The organism is Wolbachia endosymbiont of Mansonella perstans (genome assembly GCF_020278605.1).
Lineage (GTDB): Bacteria > Pseudomonadota > Alphaproteobacteria > Rickettsiales > Anaplasmataceae > Wolbachia.
The window spans coordinates 1-19601 of the sequence record NZ_JACZHU010000006.1; the positions used below are offsets into that span (position 1 = coordinate 1).

General features: G+C 35.9%; 23 protein-coding genes, 3 tRNA genes and 1 pseudogene. 17 read left to right on the forward strand and 10 right to left on the reverse strand.

The features are described from left to right. Positions 1–109: pseudogene (locus IHO13_RS00625) on the reverse strand (IS481 family transposase); the annotation flags it as partial. A gap of 88 nt (positions 110–197) precedes the next feature. Between IHO13_RS00625 and IHO13_RS00630 the strand changes: the two are divergent. The 4 genes from IHO13_RS00630 (at position 198) to IHO13_RS00640 (ending at position 3294) form a co-directional block, all read left to right on the forward strand. After that, positions 198–270 (forward strand) — tRNA-Lys (locus tag IHO13_RS00630). A gap of 17 nt (positions 271–287) precedes the next feature. Further along, entirely contained in the window at positions 288–1574 is a 1287-nt protein-coding gene (gene nuoF, locus IHO13_RS00635) for an NADH-quinone oxidoreductase subunit NuoF (protein WP_225537336.1), read from the forward strand. Between the two features lie 1032 nt (positions 1575–2606). Next, positions 2607–2741 (forward strand): hypothetical protein, encoded by a 135-nt coding sequence (locus IHO13_RS05830; RefSeq protein WP_368666859.1) that lies wholly within the window; start codon positions 2607–2609, stop codon positions 2739–2741. Positions 2742–2952: 211 nt separating this feature from the next. Then, a complete protein-coding gene (locus tag IHO13_RS00640) occupies positions 2953–3294 on the forward strand; it encodes a hypothetical protein (RefSeq protein WP_225537338.1) in 342 nt (113 codons plus the stop codon). Positions 3295–3380: 86 nt separating this feature from the next. Here the strand turns inward: IHO13_RS00640 and IHO13_RS00645 are convergent, their stop codons facing one another. Further along, positions 3381–4532: a class I SAM-dependent methyltransferase gene (locus tag IHO13_RS00645; RefSeq protein WP_225537340.1), complete on the reverse strand. Its 1152-nt coding sequence runs from the start codon at positions 4530–4532 to the stop codon at positions 3381–3383. Between the two features lie 80 nt (positions 4533–4612). Between IHO13_RS00645 and IHO13_RS00650 the strand changes: the two genes are divergently transcribed. Together IHO13_RS00650 and IHO13_RS00655 are read left to right on the forward strand one after the other, a co-directional pair. Next, on the forward strand, positions 4613–4996 hold the full coding sequence (locus IHO13_RS00650) for a hypothetical protein (protein ID WP_225537342.1): 384 nt from the start codon (positions 4613–4615) through the stop codon (positions 4994–4996). Further along, entirely contained in the window at positions 4997–5278 is a 282-nt protein-coding gene (locus IHO13_RS00655) for a DUF2610 domain-containing protein (protein ID WP_225537344.1), read from the forward strand. A 45-nt stretch (positions 5279–5323) separates the two neighbouring features. Here the strand turns inward: IHO13_RS00655 and dapD are convergent, their stop codons facing one another. Next, on the reverse strand, positions 5324–6154 hold the full coding sequence (gene dapD / locus IHO13_RS00660) for a 2,3,4,5-tetrahydropyridine-2,6-dicarboxylate N-succinyltransferase (RefSeq protein ID WP_225537346.1): 831 nt from the start codon (positions 6152–6154) through the stop codon (positions 5324–5326). Positions 6155–6224: 70 nt separating this feature from the next. On the opposite strand from dapD, the gene IHO13_RS00665 reads away from it, so the two are divergent. Together IHO13_RS00665 and IHO13_RS00670 are read left to right on the forward strand one after the other, a co-directional pair. Then, entirely contained in the window at positions 6225–6518 is a 294-nt protein-coding gene (locus tag IHO13_RS00665) for an MJ0042-type zinc finger domain-containing protein (protein ID WP_225537347.1), read from the forward strand. A gap of 218 nt (positions 6519–6736) precedes the next feature. Next, positions 6737–6812 (forward strand) — tRNA-Ala (locus IHO13_RS00670). 172 nt (positions 6813–6984) lie between these two features. Here IHO13_RS00670 and gltX read toward each other — a convergent pair. Then, positions 6985–8304: a glutamate--tRNA ligase gene (gene gltX / locus IHO13_RS00675; protein ID WP_225537349.1), complete on the reverse strand. Its 1320-nt coding sequence runs from the start codon at positions 8302–8304 to the stop codon at positions 6985–6987. A gap of 811 nt (positions 8305–9115) precedes the next feature. Here gltX and IHO13_RS00680 point away from each other — a divergent pair. From IHO13_RS00680 to dnaQ, 3 genes are all read left to right on the forward strand, one after another. Further along, positions 9116–9334, forward strand: a complete 219-nt coding sequence (locus IHO13_RS00680) for a hypothetical protein (RefSeq protein WP_368666860.1) — start codon at positions 9116–9118, stop codon at positions 9332–9334. 65 nt (positions 9335–9399) lie between these two features. After that, positions 9400–9531 (forward strand): hypothetical protein, encoded by a 132-nt coding sequence (locus IHO13_RS05705; RefSeq protein WP_255586043.1) that lies wholly within the window; start codon positions 9400–9402, stop codon positions 9529–9531. Between the two features lie 110 nt (positions 9532–9641). Continuing rightward, positions 9642–10409 carry a DNA polymerase III subunit epsilon gene (gene dnaQ, locus IHO13_RS00685; RefSeq protein ID WP_225537350.1) on the forward strand — a complete coding sequence of 256 codons (768 nt, stop codon included), beginning with the start codon at positions 9642–9644 and terminating at the stop codon, positions 10407–10409. A 366-nt stretch (positions 10410–10775) separates the two neighbouring features. Here dnaQ and IHO13_RS00690 read toward each other — a convergent pair. From IHO13_RS00690 to IHO13_RS00705, 3 genes are all read right to left on the reverse strand, one after another. Then, a tRNA-Glu gene (locus IHO13_RS00690) sits at positions 10776–10847 on the reverse strand. 607 nt (positions 10848–11454) lie between these two features. Continuing rightward, positions 11455–12405 (reverse strand): complex I NDUFA9 subunit family protein, encoded by a 951-nt coding sequence (locus tag IHO13_RS00700; protein ID WP_225537352.1) that lies wholly within the window; start codon positions 12403–12405, stop codon positions 11455–11457. A 48-nt stretch (positions 12406–12453) separates the two neighbouring features. Next, positions 12454–13830, reverse strand: a complete 1377-nt coding sequence (locus IHO13_RS00705) for a UDP-N-acetylmuramoyl-tripeptide--D-alanyl-D-alanine ligase (protein WP_225537353.1) — start codon at positions 13828–13830, stop codon at positions 12454–12456. A gap of 185 nt (positions 13831–14015) precedes the next feature. Here IHO13_RS00705 and IHO13_RS00710 point away from each other — a divergent pair, with 185 nt between their 5' ends. Genes IHO13_RS00710 through mdh form a run of 6 tightly spaced genes read left to right on the forward strand, consistent with a single transcriptional unit; the run spans position 14016 to position 17765 of the window. Next, positions 14016–14966, forward strand: coding sequence for a hypothetical protein (locus IHO13_RS00710; protein ID WP_225537355.1), 951 nt, complete (start codon positions 14016–14018; stop codon positions 14964–14966). 9 nt (positions 14967–14975) lie between these two features. Further along, entirely contained in the window at positions 14976–15344 is a 369-nt protein-coding gene (locus IHO13_RS00715; protein WP_225537357.1) for an HIT domain-containing protein, read from the forward strand. A gap of 25 nt (positions 15345–15369) precedes the next feature. Next, positions 15370–15723 carry an NADH-quinone oxidoreductase subunit A gene (gene ndhC / locus IHO13_RS00720; protein WP_225537359.1) on the forward strand — a complete coding sequence of 118 codons (354 nt, stop codon included), beginning with the start codon at positions 15370–15372 and terminating at the stop codon, positions 15721–15723. 4 nt (positions 15724–15727) lie between these two features. Further along, entirely contained in the window at positions 15728–16243 is a 516-nt protein-coding gene (locus IHO13_RS00725; RefSeq protein ID WP_225537362.1) for a NuoB/complex I 20 kDa subunit family protein, read from the forward strand. Beyond that, on the forward strand, positions 16236–16808 hold the full coding sequence (locus tag IHO13_RS00730) for an NADH-quinone oxidoreductase subunit C (protein WP_225537364.1): 573 nt from the start codon (positions 16236–16238) through the stop codon (positions 16806–16808). Before IHO13_RS00725 ends, IHO13_RS00730 begins: the two co-directional genes overlap by 8 nt. 3 nt (positions 16809–16811) lie before the next feature. Continuing rightward, positions 16812–17765: a malate dehydrogenase gene (gene mdh / locus IHO13_RS00735; RefSeq protein ID WP_225537366.1), complete on the forward strand. Its 954-nt coding sequence runs from the start codon at positions 16812–16814 to the stop codon at positions 17763–17765. Between the two features lie 5 nt (positions 17766–17770). On the opposite strand, the gene IHO13_RS00740 is transcribed toward mdh, so the two are convergent. The 3 genes from IHO13_RS00740 to IHO13_RS00750 are packed head-to-tail and all read right to left on the reverse strand — an operon-like array spanning position 17771 to position 19470. Then, on the reverse strand, positions 17771–18568 hold the full coding sequence (locus tag IHO13_RS00740) for a TatD family hydrolase (RefSeq protein WP_225537369.1): 798 nt from the start codon (positions 18566–18568) through the stop codon (positions 17771–17773). Positions 18569–18575: 7 nt separating this feature from the next. Further along, positions 18576–19070 (reverse strand): RNA pyrophosphohydrolase, encoded by a 495-nt coding sequence (locus IHO13_RS00745; protein ID WP_225537371.1) that lies wholly within the window; start codon positions 19068–19070, stop codon positions 18576–18578. Then, the gene (locus IHO13_RS00750) at positions 19063–19470 is read right to left on the reverse strand and encodes a hypothetical protein (RefSeq protein WP_225537373.1); all 408 of its coding nucleotides are present in this window, start codon (positions 19468–19470) and stop codon (positions 19063–19065) included. Before IHO13_RS00750 ends, IHO13_RS00745 begins: the two co-directional genes overlap by 8 nt. Positions 19471–19601: the final 131 nt, after the last annotated feature.

Here is a 19601-nt window from a genome sequence, read left to right on the forward strand (position 1 = left end):
GCTTAACATAGGTGAATTTGTATGTTCTATCTATTGCAAAAAACAAATATAACTTTCCTTCCTCTGTTCTGACTTCTGCGATATCAATATGAAAATAGCCTGCAGGATGTATAATTCATTTAATTACATATGAAAATTTTAGTTTGATTAAACGGATAAAAGCTGTATTACTATTTAATATAACTGAGAAATGAAATGATCCCGTAGCTCAGCCGGTAGAGCAACTGACTTTTAATCAGTGGGTCGCGCGTTCGATTCGCGCCGGGATCACTAAGGTTTCAAAAGCCATGGTGAAAGAACAAGACAAGATATTCACTAATTTGAGTGGTAAAGGAACTCCACTACTTAAGGATGCAAAAAAACGTGGTAGTTGGCAAAAAACAAAAGAACTACTGGGTTTAGGGTCAGAAAAAATCATTGATGAAGTAAAAAAATCTGGCTTAAGAGGTCGAGGAGGTGCAGGATTCTCTACCGGCCTTAAGTGGAGCTTTATGCCCAAAAATCCTTCAAAAGAACAACCAACATACTTAGTAGTCAACGCAGACGAGTCAGAGCCAGGTACATGCAAAGACAGAGATATATTACGATACGAGCCACACAAGCTACTTGAAGGTATTCTTCTGGCTGGAAGAGCAATCTGCGCGTCAGTTGCGTATATTTATATTAGGGGTGAGTTTTATAATGAATATTTAGTTCTAAAAAAAGCACTTGAGGAAGCCTATAGGGAAGGCCTAATTGGAAAAAATGCCTGTAAATCGGGCTATGACCTCGATGTATTTATACATAGGGGAGCAGGAGCTTACATATGTGGAGAAGAAACAGCTCAGCTTGAATCAATTGAAGGAAAAAAGGGCTTTCCTCGTATGAAGCCCCCATTTCCTGCAGATATTGGGCTTTTTGGCTGTCCAACCACGATAAACAACGTTGAAACTATAGCTATGGTTCCAGATATTCTTCGTCGTGGAGGAGAGTGGTTTGCATCTCTTGGCAAACCAAACAATACCGGTACTAAAATATTTTGTATTTCAGGACATGTAAACAGCCCGTGTAATGTTGAAGAAGAGCTTGGAATTTCACTACGTGAGTTAATTGAAAGATATGCGGATGGAGTGCGAGGGGGTTGGGATAATCTACTTGCTGTGATACCTGGCGGGTCTTCAGTGCCACTTATTCCTAAGTCTATATGCGATACTATTGAAATGGATTTTGATTCACTAAGAGCTGCACAATCAAGTCTTGGTACTGCTGCTGTTATAGTGATGGATAAATCAACTGACATAATAGCTGCAATAGGAAGGTTATCGCATTTCTATATGCATGAATCATGTGGGCAATGTACACCATGTCGTGAAGGTACTGGATGGATGTGGAGAATTATGAAAGGGATGGTAACAGGGAACATTAGACCTTGTGAAATAGATAAGTTACTTGATCTTACAACTCAAGTAGAGGGACATACGATTTGCGCACTCGGTGATGCTGCAGCTTGGCCGATTCAGGGATTAATTAGGCATTTCCGCCACGTTATCGAAGAGAGAGCACAATTCAGTAGAAATTGTGCGCGAACATCGTAGCCATAGTGGATACAAAAACCACTTGACAACCTTAGTCAGCTTCCTCATTACGATGCTGAAGCTATTTATTTAATTTCCCAATCTGTGCAGGCTAAAATGATGAAAAGACTTGTATTGGTGTGCTATTGTTTAGTTTTTTGCACTATGTGTATCTTATGTCTTTGATAAAACTTCTGTGGTTTTTACCTATACAAACTAAAACGCGCTTATAAGTCGTTTAAGACAGCGCCCAGCGTCAGATTTTAAAATAGAGAGTAGAATAGCTAGCTACCTCGGGGTTTTTTGTCTTTTTTTTCGCTTTAGTAAAATTTTTTAAAACTTATGACTAACATAAACTAAGTAAGAAGGTGTCATTCCAGTTTGGAATCCAACCTTCACGCAATTCCATCAAAAATGCTGTGTTTTAACAGCTACTTTTATGCTCACCAAATCAGTTTGCTTGTGTTTTTTGAGTAGACTTGCTAAACTAACAATACATTATGCTAAATTAATTCGACTAAGGGGTGATATGATTCCAAAAACGCGTACAAAGGCATTCAAAGCATTAGTATTACCAGAGAGTGCAGACGCAGAAAAGATTAAAAAGGCATATCACAAATTTGCACTTATATGGTATCCTGACAAATAGTCAAGTAAAAGCCAAGAGGAGCAAAATATAGCAACAGAAAAATTTAAAGAAACATCAGTAGCATATAGAATATTAACGGGCAAAATCAAGGAAGAATTCATCAGCCAACAGCCTAATGATGATTAGTACAAAAAATGAAGCGATTCGTATTTCAGTAAAGAAGAAAAAGATTTGTTTGACGCTCCTTCCCGTCAAGGTCTAACTAAAACAAAAACTCTGTTAAAACAAGTTCAAAACACCAACTCACCAGCCAAATTTTGCGATATAATTACTGGCAAGTCGATATTGCCTACATTGCAAAAGGTTCTTGCAATAATCCTGGGCCCGGCTGGATAGAACTCCTCGAAGAGTTTTATCAAAGTATAGTGCTACCAATTCAACACCAGCTATAAATGTGAATATTAATTAGTGAACTTAATGGTACGCCTTTATATGTTACGTGTAAACTAGGCAACCTTGATGTTGTAAATGTACTTTTAAAGTACAGAGTAGACCCTAATATGTATGGCTTTTTGTATAGCCACTACATTATGCTTTAAGAGAAAATAAAATTGATATTGCTAAGGTGCTTCTAAAACATAGAGCCAAAACTATAGGGTTGAAACCTTCTGAAATCATAAAATTTAGTAAGAATGTAGTGAAAGTGCCCTTACCATATTTATCTGATGAGGAAAAAGGCAGAATGTACAATCCATTGCTTACAGCGATCATGAGGAAACTGACCACGATATTGAAATTGTAAAATTACTATTGAATGCAGGTGCTGATCCTGGTCGTTTTATTCAACACGCTGACCCAAAAAAGAAAAGCAAGTTTGTAAAATTATGTAATGAATGTAAGGAAAGTATAATTAACAATCCACAAAAACAATCTTCAGGAAGAAGACGGGTAATTATAGTTCCAACGTTATTGTTTGATTCTATAGGTGCCACATTTGCTGCAATGGGAATTATACCTGAAATTACTGCTATTGGGGTAATTGCAACGGCTATATTATCAGGAATTGCTGGTGCTGTGATAGGTGGTACAGCGGAGTATCTTGTTGATGTAGCAATAAGTCAATGCTGTGGTGATCAACAGTATGCAGCTTAGTAGGCCAAATCTCTCCGGTATCCCAGCCACTAACACATAGCAGAATACCGATAAACCTTTAGCTATAGTATAAAAACCACACAGGACTATAAATGATGGATCAACATTGCTTTAAAGAGGGTACCCATGTTTTCAGTTAACCTCAGAAACTCGCCAAAAATCCTATTTTTTTGTTTATCACTTGCATTTTTCATCAAAGTCTGCGTTCTTTCTTTTATACCAAAAAGATATAAAAATTCTCTTTGAGTTAAAATCTCGCAATCTACATGTTTTAATGAATCTCTTAACGCTTGGAAGTTCACAAGTGCAGTAATATCGCTATTACCAACATTTTCAAGAAAATTGGCATATTTGTGTTGCTTTACCGATTGCAGAGTGCTCTTATACTCAGGATATACGTAGCCATAATCTATGATCAAAGCAGCTCCTTTGCTATTATATATCTTCTCCTCAAGCCTTTTTATTATTTCAATTCCAGCTGAACATACTTCCACTACTGCCCCGTCGAAAAGTTTTCTGTTTGTCATCTGAGTAGCTGATGCTAAAACACACGATTCTTTTTCCTGGACCTCAGTGTCGGCTACTTTGGATGACAAGGAAGGGGGAAATGATAAGAAGAAAGCACTAGGATAACGAGAAAGGGGCGCTGGAATGACACCATCTTTTTTTCTGGATTTCAGTGTCAAGCACTGGAGTGATGCTCCGTTATCCTTTTTTGTTACCCTATTTTCATACCATTCTCCGTTACGATACACAAACTGGTCTATTGGAAAAGCATCAAAGAACTCATTTGCTAAAAAAATAGCTGGTCGTTTTGGTAGGCTATCGATATTTTCGTGCCAGTTAATATCTAAACCCTTTAATTTTTCCTTTTGTATCTTCTGTAAAGCAGGACTTATTTCAACTAGGTGGACCGACACCGAATCAAAAAAGTCATTGTATTTTCTAGCGACTCTTATTACATCGTGGATAAGTGTTCCTTTGCCTGGCCCAAGTTCAACCAGAGAAAATTTTGATGGCTTCCCTAATTTTTCCCATGTATGCATTACCCACACTGCAATTATTTCACAAAACAATCGGCTGATTTCAGGTGCTGTAATAAAATCACCATCCTTGCCAAGTGGTAATTTACTCATATAATAGCCGTACTCTTTATGGTATAGAGCAGCATTCATGAAATCACTGATCGATATTGATCCTTGGTTTTTATCAATTAACTTGTGTACATAAGTGAGCATTATTAATAAGTGTTTAACTGTAGCATGTCATGATATAAAGTATTAGAATATTTACATGCGTAGTATAAACTTGAGAATTTATGGATAATAGTGTTTCAGCTATGGACAACCAAGATACCATCCTTACACATCGAAATGATGGCATTGAATACAAATTTGAAGAGATTGTCAAATTTGCAAAAAATAAGGTTATAAGCGATGATGGGTTGACTTTAGCAGAGGTATTTCAAGCTCTAGTTCAAATGTTAAATGGTGATCTAGCATTGGTAAAAAAAGTGCTAGCGTATGCTAATATTATGGCAAAGCATGGAATGAAGGTAGCAAAAGAGTCGCAATTGAGCAGAGCTGATGTCCTTCGGACTCTAAAAGGAAAAGAGAATGTCATCATCAGGCAAGATTTCATAAAGAAACCACCTCCTGCACCTGCTGTAAAACCAACCAAAAAGAAAAGTAGAGGTCTTTAGATGGGTGATTCCATAAAAAAATTTACTGTACAATGTGACTTCAAGGGACAAAGCTCGCCTTTTGCAATATACATAGGGAATCCAAAAAGCGACACTCATCCGATTCATCATCAAGATTCCTGGCTTGTAAAAGAGCGTGGAGGTAATATCCCAAGTAAAGTAAAAGAAAGCTTGCAGAAATTATACAAATTGTCTCAAGAAAATGGAGTTTCTTTTCCAAAGCTATGCGCGTATGCGATTACTATAGTTAGTAATGATAAAAAAAATGACAACAAGAAATAGATCCCTTGCATTTCTGCCATAATGCAGGAGATCTAGCGAAGCAGTTTAATTCCTCAATATTTCATTTATAGAAGTTTTCGATCTTGTCTTTTCATCCACTTTTTTTATTATAACTGCGCAATAGGTTGAAATGTTATTTTTGGATGGGCTAGATCCTGGTATCACTACAGAATAAGGCGGCACTTCGCCATAAAGTACCTTATTTGTTTCTCTATCAATAATTTTTGTTGATGCTCCAATAAAAACTCCCATGCCTAAAACCGCCCCTTCTCTTATTATAACACCTTCAGCTACTTCGCTGCGCGCTCCAATGAAGCAATTATCCTCTATGATAACTGGAGAAGCTTGAATAGGTTCTAAAACTCCTCCAATTCCCACTCCTCCAGAAATATGGCAGTTCTTTCCTATTTGTGCGCAGCTACCAATAGTTGACCAGATATCTATCATTGTGCCTGAATCAATATACGCACCAACATTAACAAAACTTGGCATCAGAACAACATTTGTACCTATGTAGGCAGATCGGCGGACAAAACATCCAGGAACTGCTCTAATTTTTAACTGGCAGAACCTTTCTGAATTCCATCCATCAAATTTATTGTTGATCTTATCACACCACCAATTGTCACTGCCTATTATTTTGCTTTCTTCAGTGAGAAAATGTAATAATATTGCCTGCTTTATCCATGTATGCACTACCCACTTTCCACCTGACAGCTTTTCTGCCACTCTAATTTTGCCACTGTCTAAGAGCTTAATTACCTCTCTAATTATTATTTTTGCTGCTTTTTTTACACTGCGATTGCCAAGTTCATTCCTGTTTTTCCAGATATTTTCCACGTCACTTTGTACTTTTTCTAGCTGCAGGTATTCCATTTATTACATATTGACAGTAAATTTATAGTTTTTTATAATTCGAACTTGTTACTACTCATTTGTAAGCGCTATGAAAATACAATGCAACAACTGTACTAAAACTTACTTAGTATCCTCTGAGCAAAGAGGCAAGTTTGGAAGGAAAGTGAAGTGTACAAACTGCAACCATACATGGTATGGATATTTACAAGAATCAGACAAGCTACACACTACGGGTATACAAGAAAAGAAAGTTGGTGGAAAGAGTTTTTTAGTGTTTACTACCTTAGCTTTTGCTGTAGTAGCAGGATTGTGTATCGCAATAGCTAGCCCTAGAAAAATGGGCAAGGTATATAAAACGATCGGTTCGTATAAGGATTCATAAGCTATAAATTAGGGTATAAGAAAAAGCAAACCGATAGCCTGAATATAAAAAGGCTTGACACAAGTAAATTTTATCAAGACTATCTTTTTTGACTAACTTAAGATCTAGCTAATGTGACATTAGATCTCTTGCACTATGGCAGAAAGCAGATTATGTAATAGATAAATATTTCTTGTACTCCAGCCTGGATTAGTTTATCCTTTAAGCAAGAATTACCTGGGGGCATAGCTCAGCTGGTAGAGCATCTGTTTTGCACGCAGAAGGTCAGCGGTTCGACCCCGCTTGCCTCCACCATATAATATTTCACAAGGCCAGCTACAATAGTTCACTTTATAACTCAAACAACCCTCTAAATGCCAATGAACAAATTAAAAAAGATCGCTTTTTGCCTAAAGGTTTAAGGAATCTACGATGCATTTTATTTGACTTCCCAATAACGATGGTTAGCATCAGAAAGAGTTTCACCTTATTCCTTTAACCTTGTAACGATGTTCTCTCTACCGATAAAATTTAATAATTTAGCGAGTTTTGGACCTGTTTTTGTTCCTGTTAGGGCTAAACGTAGTTGCATAAACAAGTCTTTTGCCTTTATATCCACTGTCCGTTGAATAGCTTTGACCCACTCTGATAATGTGTTCTCATTACAGTCACCTTGAGGCAATGCATTGAGAGCAACTTTTGCAAGTTCCTTATCGAAAATTACAGGTTCTATGTTGGACTTACATATCTGCCACCACTTGGCAACTTCAGAAAATATTTCTATATTACTTCTTATAAAATACCAAAATTCCGAGCAGTTCACTCCAATTTGATTTAAACGTTCCTCCACCATTGTAAATGACATTTGTTGTAGGACTTTGCTATTTAGCTTATACACTTCACTTAAGCTAAACTGCGCAGATGCTGAGCTAAATTTTTCAATATCAAATGAGTCAATTAAAGACTGAACGCTAACATGAGCCTCGATAGGGTCTGAAGTTCCAAGTTTTACTAAATAACTAGCTAGTGCCATTGGTTCAATTTCGTCTTCCTTGATGGATTTGATATCCAGTCCACCTTTGCGTTTTGATATTTTGCTATCATCAAAATGCAGCAGAGGAAGGTGAGCAAACTTCTGAATTTTCGCTTTTAATGCTTGAATCATCTGTATCTGCATTGCGGTATTAGTTATATGATCTTCCCCGCGTACAACATGGGTTACATTAAAGTCAATATCATCAATAACAGAAGATAAAATGTATGTGTAAATTCCATCTTCTCTTTTTACTATGGGGTCACTGATGTGACTTGCTGCAATGTTTATTTCACCTTTAACTTCATCATTCCACTTAACAACTTTGTTCCTATCCAACTTAAATCTAAAATGTGGTTTTCGTCCTTCCTGTTCATAACAAATTTTTTCTTGCTCAGTAAGAAATAATGCACTCCTGTCATATATCGGCGGTAGTCCATGTTTTAGCTGCAATTCACGTTTAATGTCTAACTCTTCTCTTGTTTCATAGCACGCATAAATATATCCTTCTTTTATTAACCACAAAAACATCTCATTGTAGCGCTCAAAACGCTCTGATTGCTTAAAGTTTGAATCCCAATCTATCCCGAACCATCTCAAGTCTTGTATGATGCTGTCTACGTATTTAACATCTGAACGCTGGAGATCAGTGTCATCGAAACGAAGTAGAAACTTTCCGTTTTGACTACGTGCGTACATCCAGCAAATGAGTGCAGTACGAACATTTCCTACATGAAGATAGCCAGTTGGGCTTGGAGCGAATCTTGTTAACATCCAATTTATGGTTCTGATTTGTTTTAATTTTATATAAATATATGATTAAAGCAAGGTATGTTGATGTAGATACAACCGCTTGGACCGGAAAAGGGCGTTGTCCAAGCAGCTGACACTTGCTATAGAAACGGAACAAAAAACCACTTGGCAAATCTCTACAATCCCCCTTACCATGATGTTTATAACAACGTTACAAAAAATAATATCATAGAATCCAATAGGATAATTCCTAGGGAATCTACAAAAAGCCAAATCTTTTTAATGCTATTTAGATGTAAAAGATAAGCCAAATTTTTACAAGAAGACATATTGAACTCTAACCAGACCATCTAAAATTGATAAATCTCAGGAAAACAAGATACCGCTATTATAGAGTAAACAGCTCGAGAAGCTCTACAGCTCTACAGAAAAAGCTGCTCAGAAAAGAGATATGTGAGCTTCTTTAACATAAACCTTATATGATTTCCAGCATCACATAAAGTAGTTGACTGTTACCGAAATGCCATTTAAGATATTTCTATAATATATTAATGAGAGGGTACAATAAATTTTAACCAATATGTAGAAGGTAACACTTTAGAAACATCAGATATAAATATTAAAATTAATGTAAAAGAGCTAGTAAACTTTCTACAGAAAAAAAACATTAAAATGCTTAGTTTGATAAATGTAGAAATTGATTGTGAAGATGTATAAAGAGTTAGTTAAACTTAAACATCTTACTTTGCTTACTTTAAGGAATAATAACTTGGTTTTATAAGGTACAGCGTATATAGGCCAAAGCAATCTAACAAATCTTACTTCACTTGAAATAAGTAATAACCATGTCGAAGACAAAGGTTTTACATTTTTAATTGGCAGCAAAGGTTTAAAAAATCTTACCTCACTGGATGTAGAAAACAACAACATTTTTGGAGGAGAGATGTTGCGTTATAAGAGAGATATAGCACTAAAAAATTTCATTTCACTTTATGTAGAAAGAAACAGTAAAAGGTTCTTAGATGATAAAAAGTTATCCTTGATAGTATAAAAGAAGAGGAAAGTAGAAGGAGGATAGAACAAGACAGAGAGGGAGCAGGTGCTTAGGTGAAAGCAATGGAACAGTCACCAAGACAAAACACCGAAGCACTTGAATGCTCTGTAGTAGAAGGTGGAACAAGAAATCGTGTATCTGAAGATGCTACACAAAAATTGGCAGCTAGAATAAAAAAAGTGACCAACAAGTAAGCAAAATAAATCTACCCGAAGAACCCTCTGTAAATTCACTGAAGCGGAATACTCAGCCTGTTCAGCAACAGGGTCAAGCTACTGGTAGTAGGTTAAGTGAACAGCATAATATGGCAGTAGCGCTTTCCAAACAAGATAAGCTACGTGAAATAGTACTTGATACTGAAACTACTGATCTTAGTACCAGATATGGTTACCGTATTATTGAAGTAGGGTGTGTGGAATCGATTAACCGTATCCCAAAAGGCAAAGTATTCTACCGGTATATCAATCCAGAAAGGCATATAGACAAACATGTATTTGGGACTCATGTTATTAGTGAAGAATTTTTAAAAGGTAAGACATTATTTTCAGAGGTTGCACTTGAATTCCTTGAATTTATGTTTAGCGATATCTTGGTAATTCACAACGCCCCGTTCGACGTTAGGTTACTGAATATGGAATTTGGTAAACTAAATGCTGGGTTAATCTCTTCATACAGAGTGACGGATACATTGCCACTTACGAGAAAAAAGTTTCCAGGGTCACCTGCATCTTTAAGTGCATTGTGTAAGCGTTTTGATATATCGCTGGAGAATAGAGAATTACACGGAGCACTAATTGATGCTCAGTTGCTTACAAAAGTTTACGTTAAGCTTACAGGGAATTCCTTGAATCAGTATAAAGTCATTCAGCATAAAGTACATAGCTTAGCTCGCAGGAAACATTCGCCAAATAATAATGAACAGTTACAAGATTTTGTACAGGATTATGAGAGGCATCAAACCGAAGTAGTCAGATCGAGAGAAGAAAGCTATCCAGATAGTCAACTGGATGAGGTGCAGCCAATATCGGGTGACCAGTCAATAAGCTCTTCACGTTCTGGTGGTAGCAGGTAGTAGTAAAGCAAGGACCAGTAACTGGCCAGCTCCATGGGGTTGCTAATTATTAAGGCTGGATATGAAAAAGTAAGAAACGTAGGGTTGGTGCGTTGCAGGTGTGGTTTACTACTCTACGCTTCTTTAATATTGAATTGGATCTTGACTAGGTCAACTACATTCATGCAAAAAACAGGTCCTCTTTAGCGTCACAAAAATTCATTTTTGAGAAAATAGTGAAAAACTAACAGCTTATGGAAAGCAAATGGTAAACTTTGGGTAAATAATTAGAAGCAAAAAGTCCTATGGGTAATTAAAACAGGCTATCGTGGCGGATTTACGTTATTCTAAAAGCACTATAAAGAGAGATCCATAAAACATAACTAGTGACTCTTACGGGATTTGAACCCGTGTTACCACCGTGAAAGGGTGATGTCCTAACCACTAGACGAAAGAGTCAATACAAGTTAACTAAGTTATACTGATTGTTCATATAAAGTCAATTCAATTGTTCATAGTGAAACGGAAAATAGACATGTTGCATAACCTAAACTACACAAAAAAAGCAAAAGAAACCCAGTTAGCTTGTTATTCACTATCTATCTTTTAAATTGGCGTTTTTTTATTGTCTTAAACGCTTCAACAAACGCATTTTAGCTTATACTAGGTGAAAACCCTGAAAGTTTATAAAGGCATGAGGTACACATAGTGCAAAAAATTAAACAACAGTACGCCAAGTACATTGAGTTTTTTGTTGTTTAATCTGTACGGACTGAAGATAAACAATAGCTTCAATACTATGATAAAGGTAATGGCAAAAGTTGTTAAGTAGTTTTTTGTTTTTATTGGATGACGTTATGACTTTTTTCCACTGTTGTCTATTCACTTTTTGTATAGTAGGAATCGGTATAAGCAGGTGCACCCCAGTTGGTAATTTTATAATTATAACCCACGCTTCCAGACTTTTTTGACCAAAAACTCCTGTTTCCTTACTCCTTTTTCTCCACTCATATAAAGCTGTCTTGCCAGTTTTAAACCTTCTGGCAACATTTGCTATGCTTTCTCCTCAATACTTTCTATAAACCTTCAAGTATTCTGGCACTATATTTTCAACTGATAATGGACGGATTTTTATTGTTTCAAGGTCAGTTGATTTTTCGATTGAGCTGCTCATCATAACTTCCACTTGATCTCGAGTAAGCATGGGATTTGTATTACCGGTTATAGGCTTTAGCAACATAGAAATGATCCTGCTTTCTAAGAAGAAAGCTATTAGCTTAGCCATTGAAAAAGGTACGTTGACTAACAAGCACTTTCTGTTAGTAACATTCAAAATAAACTTTAATAGGCTTTTAAAAGAATAGGTCTTTGGTCCGCCTATATTGTAGATTTTCTTATCTTTTTTGTTAAGGTTGATGATACGATATACCACTTCAGCTAGGTCGGTTACACATATTGGCTGAAATTTAGTTGTTCCACCGCCAATTAGCAGCAAAAAAGGAAGAGTTGTCGCTAACTTCGCAAATTTGTTAAAGAAACTATCTTCTTTGCCAAATACAAGACTGGGCCTAACTATTATTGCTTCTGGAAATGCTGAAGTTACAGCTTTTTCACCTTCCAATTTACTTTGAGCATATCTTGACAGCTTGCTATTTTCTATTCCCATAGCAGAAAAATGTATCATCATGGGTATGTTTTTTATCTTTGCAGCTCTTGCTATTCTTTCAGCTATGCCAACATGAATGGCATAGAAATCACGCTTTTTTGTCTCATATAATATTCCTACTAAGCTTATGACTGCATCACATTTCTCTACACTTTCCAAAATTGATTTTTCATTAGAAAAATCGCCTTTAAGTACTGATATTTGCCCTAAATTTCCACATAGTTTTAGGCAAGCAGCTTTCTCATGATCACGAGTAAATATTCTTATCAAATACCCCGCTGCTGCCAGGCGTCTTACGATATATTTTCCTATAAACCCTGTTCCACCAAAAATAACTACACGTTTTACCACGATTAAAACTTCTAATAACTTAACCCTAAATTAATACAGTAGTTTTATTTAATATTCTATTATGAATCTCTCTACTATAAGATCCATTTTCATTCCACGTGAGCCTTTAACTAGAATTACATCATTATTCTGAACAATATTAGCTAAATCACTTTTCAATTGATTGGTGTCAATAAAATGTGTGCCTTTTATATTGCTTGGCAAAAGTCTGTATAATTCTAACATAAATTTACCGACCGTATAAACTTTACTCACACTACATTCTAGGATAAAATCAAGCAACTTCGTATGAAATATTACGCTTTCATTACCAAGTTCTAGCATATCGCCGAGTAATGCTACCTTTCTCCGATTAGAATATGTACCTAAAGTCCTTATTGCAGCTTTCATTGAAGCAGGATTGGCGTTATAAGAATCATCAATCAAATGTACACACCTCCCATTGTATTTAGCTTTGTGAACACTACCTCTGCCCTTGGTTACACTAAAATTCTCAAGTGCAAGTGGTAATTTCGATAAATCAAGTCCGAGACTTTGTACAACTACTGCAACAGCTAACACAGAGTATGCAAAATGTTCACCTTGCGCATGTAAACTACAGTTTATGATCGGATTATTATTCAGTCTAATTTTTAAATTCAGCTTGCCATCATTTCTTATGAGGTCTAATAAATGAGCAGTAGCACTTTTATCTTTACCAAAACTTATTACATCTCTATTGGCATGTAATGAGAAATAGTCATAATATTTGTTATCTCCGTTCAAAACCAAAATACCGTTGTTTTTTATGCCATACAGAACTTCTAATTTTGCTTGTGCGATATCAAGTAGCGACGAAAATTTTTCAACATGTGCAGGCTCTACGTTGGTAATAACCGCGATATCAGGATTACTAATCTTCGATAACTCTTTTATTTCACCAGCTTTATTCATCCCCATTTCAAGAATTAAGTACTGGCAATTTTCTGGAGCTTTCAGAACTGTCAAAGGCAATCCTATATTATTATTCAAGTTACCTTCGTTTACATGAGACACTCCATATTGCGATAAAACAGTGTGCAGCATGTCCTTTGTAGTAGTTTTCCCTACACTACCTGTGATTGCAATAACTTTAGCACTAACAAGAACATTTCTAATGTAATATGATGCCACACCATGCAAAGCTTTGAGAGTATCTTGCACAACAATTAGAGGAAGATTTCTATATTTGCCTTCGCTTACTACCGCAGCTGCTGCCCCTTTCAAAAATGCTTCGTGTAAAAAATCATGTCCATCAAAGTTCTTCCCCTTAAGAGCAATAAATACATCACCTTCTTTTATGCTTCTTGTATCTGTTGAAATATTTAAGCTGTGTACCCAATTACGACTACCCACTTTTCTTCCGCCAGTAGCATCGATGATATTATTTGTGTTCCACTTGAACATAATTTAACCTTAAAACAAATTGAACAAAAAAGTAGCAAAAATACTACATGCTTAAGAAAATTTGTAAATAATAGTTGCAACCCCTATAAATTCATCTTATAATAGATATAAAAGTTTAAATGTTTTCATCTATAATTGAAGTGTGTTATAGTATTTAGTTGTGGAGAGCATCTTGAGGCATGTATATGGTAAAAGAAAAAAATGACTCAAATAAAAAATCTATCTGGGCTAAGGCAGGCCAGGCAGTTAAAAAAGGTGTGGAAACTACAAAAGGCGTAATTCTTCTTGTGCCTAAAGCACTCATTTACCCTATAAAGAAGCCGTTTGCTTCGTTTGGTGAAATGAAACATGATGCCAAAGTTTCGTTAAAGGAAGCTGTTGGTATGGATGTACCTGAAAAAGAAAGGAAATACGACTCAACTATAGAAACTACAAAAGCTAGTGAGAATCTTGGTATAAAAATAACAAAACAAGGGAAAGAAAAGGTAACTTTCTTAGCGTCAAGAACTTTGACGGGAGATATACCTTATTTGACGCCAGAACAATTAGGTAAGATAGAAGAACTAAATAAGAAAAACAAGTTTTCAAGCATAGATGTCTTTAGAGAAGAAAACAAAGTTGTAATTGAAGTTGATGTTGAGAAGATTACCAATGATATTAAAAACAATCCTGAACACAAAAGAAAGAGTCCGGGAGAGATAAAAGATCTTGTTCTCAAAGCAATTTATAATGAAGTTGATCACAATCTCAAAGACCTGGCGGGAATCACCGGTGGAGAGCTTAAAGTTCACACAGACCGGAAGCTACTACATGGTATCGCGGGAAAGTTATATCAAGAGTATGATGTTCAGAATAAATTAGCAGAGACTATAAAGTCTACAGAAAAGTCACCAAAGCAGTCTTCAGAAAGTATAACAGAGTCTTTTAACATGAGTAATCCTAACAGTTTTCCTTATGGTAAAAAAACTATATCCCCTACAAGAATACAACTATCACAAGATATGGAAAACCAAGTGAGAGAAGTTATTGGTAACGAGCCTGAAAATTTTCTATGTTTTAAAGGAGATACCTCTAATAACGAAACGAAGGAACTGTCATCTACACCTTTTGTGAAAGAACAAAAAAGGGGGAAATGACCTTAAAGTATGAGCAATGAAGGTTATGACAGTACTAACATTTTTGCTCAGATATTAAGGGGTGAGCTGCCTTGTGAGAAGGTGTACGAGAGTGAGGATGTGTTGGCATTTTATGATAAGTATCCTGACGCACCAGTTCACATCTTGGTCGTACCAAAAAGTCAATATATTTCATATGATGACTTTATTCTAAAAGCCTCTGCAGAGGAGATAGTAAGTTTCTTTAAAGTTGTAAGAGAGATAACACATAAGTATAATCTAGAAAAAACAGGATACAGATTAGTTACTAACTACGGTGAAAATGGAGAACAAGTTATATTGCATTTTCATGTGCATATTTTAGGTGGTAAAAGATTAGGAAAGCAAGTAAGTTTGTAGTGTTGCTTTCTATATATTTTGTTAAATGAGTGAATATTTAACCATAGTAATTTTTATCTGCGTATCAATCATAGTATCTCTTGCTTTGGGTATATTGCCGATGTTTCTTGCAGTGAGCAATCCTGATAGTGAAAAACTTTCGACATACGAGTGCGGTTCCAACCCTGTATCAAGAGCAAGAAAGAATTTTGACATTAAGTTTTACTTAGTTTCGATATTATTTATAATATTTGACTTAGAAATTGCTTTTCTTTTTCCTTGGGCTGTTTCTTTATCTAAAATAAGTTATTGTGGATTTTGGTCTATGATGATATTTCTTGCAATACTCGCTATAGGCTTTATCTATGAGTGGTGTAAAGGTGCATTAGAATGGGAGTAAGTTTATGATAGGTCAAATTCTATCTAATGATGATTGGGGTCGTTATAAGAAAGAAGGATTTCTTGTCACTAAATTTGGCGATTTTATAGACTATATAATGAATTGGGCAAGATCTGGCTCACTGTGGCCAATGACATTTGGTCTTGCATGCTGTGCAGTGGAGATGATGCACACTGCATCCAGTCGTTACGATCTTGATAGATACGGCATAATGTTTCGTGCAAGTCCAAGGCAAGCAGACGTTATGATTGTTGCTGGGACACTAACTAACAAAATGGCAGCGGCGTTGCGTAAGGTTTACGACCAAATGGCAGATCCAAAATACGTTGTATCCATGGGCAGTTGTGCAAATGGTGGTGGTTATTATCATTACTCTTACTCAGTAGTCCGTGGTTGTGATAGAATTATACCGGTTGATGTTTATGTTCCTGGATGTCCCCCAACCGCTGAGGCATTGCTATATGGAATGCTATGCTTACAAAATAAAATAAAACGAACCCAGAATATGCAACATGGATAAAACTGCAAAATATATACAAAAGAAGACCAAATGTGAATGCACTCAGCAAGGTGATGGTACTATTGTGATGTATTCAGCTTTAGAGGATATTGAAAATCACTTACTCTTTCTACGTGATGATGAGAAATGCAGGTTTGAATTATTAGTTGATATTTTTGGAGTTGATTATCCAGATAGAGAAAAACGTTTTGAGCTAATATACAACTTGCTCAGCATTGTATACAACATCAGGATACATATAAAGCTTCAGCTATATGAAAGTGATATGCCTCCAAGTGTAGCGAATATATTCAGTACAGCTTCATGGTTCGAGCGCGAAGTGTTCGATATGTACGGAATAGAATCCTCTAATCACCCCGATCTGCGTAGGATCCTAACGGATTATGGGTTCAAAGGTTATCCAATGTTAAAAGATTTTCCTCTCACTGGTTACGAGGAAGTTAGGTATGATATAGAAGCAAAAAAAGTTGTATATAATCCTATAGATTTACCGCAGGATTTTCGGATGTTTGATAGTTTATCCCCTTGGAAAGGTAAAGCTACAAAAGTAAATATGAAGGAGTAGAAAATGACAGTACAAAGAAAAAAAATATCTTTGATTGGTGCAGGAAATATCGGTGGAGCTCTTGCTCATATGATTGCGCTTAGGGAATTTGGTGACGTTGTTTTGCTTGATATCAGTGATGGGATACCGCAAGGTAAAGCACTTGACATTGCAGAATCATCCTCTATTGACAGGTTTAATACTAGCATCACTGGTACAAACAGGTACGAAGATATAAAAAACTCCGATGCAATTATAATAACCGCTGGTATTGCAAGAAAACCAGGAATGAGCAGAGACGATCTCCTTCAAACTAATGCCAAAGTAATGAAGGAGGTTGGTGAAAACATTAAAAAATATTCCCCAAACGCATTTGTAATAGTGGTTACCAATCCTTTGGACGCCATGGTTTCAGTGGTGCATAAATCTTCAAGCCTTCCAACTCACATGATTGTTGGAATGGCAGGAGTGCTTGATTCCTCTCGTTTTCGCTATTTTCTTGCAAGTGAGTTAAATATCTCAATTGAAGATATATCTGCTTTCGTGCTTGGAGGACATGGTGACACTATGGTACCACTCATTCACTGTACTTCCGTTGCTGGCATTCCTCTTACCCAAATCATTGATATGGGCTTCATTACACAGAAAAAAGTTGATGAAATAGTCAAGCGTACTCGTAATGGTGGGAAAGAGATAGTTGATTTACTGAAGTCTGGATCTGCGTACTATGCTCCTGCCTCTTCAGCCATATGTATGCTAGAATCATATTTAAAAGATAAAAGGCGTATACTACCATGTGCTGCTTACCTCAGTGGTGAATATAATGTGAGAGACCTATTCATTGGCGTTCCTGTAATTATTGGAAAAAACGGAGTTGAAAAGGTCTTAGAGGTTAAAATGGAAGATAGTGAACAACAAGAAATGTTCAACCAATCTGTGAAAGCAGTGAAAGATTTAGTGAAGTCTTTTTATTTATAAGTAAACTAATAATTTTGTAAAATTTCGTTAAGCTTGAGTTTCGCAAACAGCCTAAAAAAGTTGCTTGTAGTTACCTTTGCTACTTTATTGGGTGACTCATCCCACAATTTTGCCAGGCAATCCACAACATATTTTACCATTGCAGGCTCGTTTTTTTTCCTTCTGTAAGGTTCAGGTGACAGATACGGTGCGTCAGTTTCAACTAAAACACGCTCAAGTGGTACATCCTGCGCAATTTCTCTCAATAAGCTAGCATTCCTAAAAGTAATAATTCCAGAAAATGAAATATACAATCCCAAATCCATAGCTTGATAAGCAAGCTCTCTCGAAGAAGCAAAGCAGTGCATTACTCCACTAAAAGTGCCATTCTTCATTTCTGACTTTAACATGTCAATCATTTCATCATCAGCATTTCTAGTGTGAATGACTAAAGGCAACCCAGTTATTCTTGCTGTCTCTATGTGCAATGCGAAACTTTTTTTCTGATTGCTTCTGTTATTAGATTTATAAAAATCTAATCCGGTTTCACCGATGCTAATTACCTTTTGATTTTTGGTAAATTCAACTAGTTCATCAACACGTATGCACTCACCGTTTTCTACAGTAGTATCAAGTGAATGCACACCAACAGAGAAGTAAACGTAATTATAGGATGAAGAAATTTTTAACAACTTAGGAACATCATCAATGCTCACGCATATATTATGTAAAACTTTTACATCATTTTGCTCTGCCCTCGAAATTACTTTCGGTATTTCATCATCGGAAAAATAAATCAAATGGCAATGAGAATCTACTATCATGAACTTATTATAATTTCCATTTAATGATAGAGGCTTTTGTTTGAGAAAAAAACTCTTCTATCACTGTTTTATAAACTTCCTTTTTAAAGGATATAGCATTTGCTACCAAATCATCTATACTTTGCCAACGCCATTCTTTGAACTCTGGATGATCAGTATAGTTAATGTTAATGTCCTTATTCTCTCCACAAAACTTCATTAAGAACCATCTCTGCTTTTGGCCAGAATATCTCCCATTCCAACAAGTTGGTATAAATTCCTCAGGTAAGTTATAGTATATCCAACCCTTACTTTCGGCTATAATCTCTGCTTTATCAGTACCAACTTCCTCTAGCAACTCACGTAATGCTGCATGTTCGAACTCTTCACCATTATCAACCCCTCCTTGCGGCATTTGCCAGCAAAAGTCGCTATCAAAGCGTTTTCCAACAAAAACGTGCCCTTGCTTGTTAAACAGCATTATGCCAACACAAGGACGATATTTATCTTTCTGTTCAATCACGAGTACATTCTGTTAAATTATTTACAGAAGTTTTAACTAATTTTTCTCCATTATTCATCCCTTTAACAATTCTTTCTGCAACTTCCTTTGCACTCAAGTTCGAATTGTCAATTTCAAGTGAACCTTCAGGTACAAATAGCCTTTTTTCTCTAGTCCTTTTTATGGCAAAATCTAAATCAGTAATTTTACCTTCCTGATACCTCTTTTTTGATTCAATACGCTTTATTAGTTCTTCATTATCGCAATGTAATACTACAGGAAGAATTTCTACACCCATTTTTTCACCTAAATTCACCATTGAGCTGTATATTCTTTTGTCGTAAGAATCACCATCTATCAACTCATTTGTAAATATATAATGCTTTGATTTTATGTGATGTTCTCCTAGTACCGCTAGCATATTTTTTCTAACTGCAAAAATTTTTCCCATAGGTCATCGAAAACTTCAGCGTTTGGTAATTTAACTACGTTAAGTATAACATTGTTGAGTAGATTATTACTTACTATCACTGCATCAATAATCTCACTCAG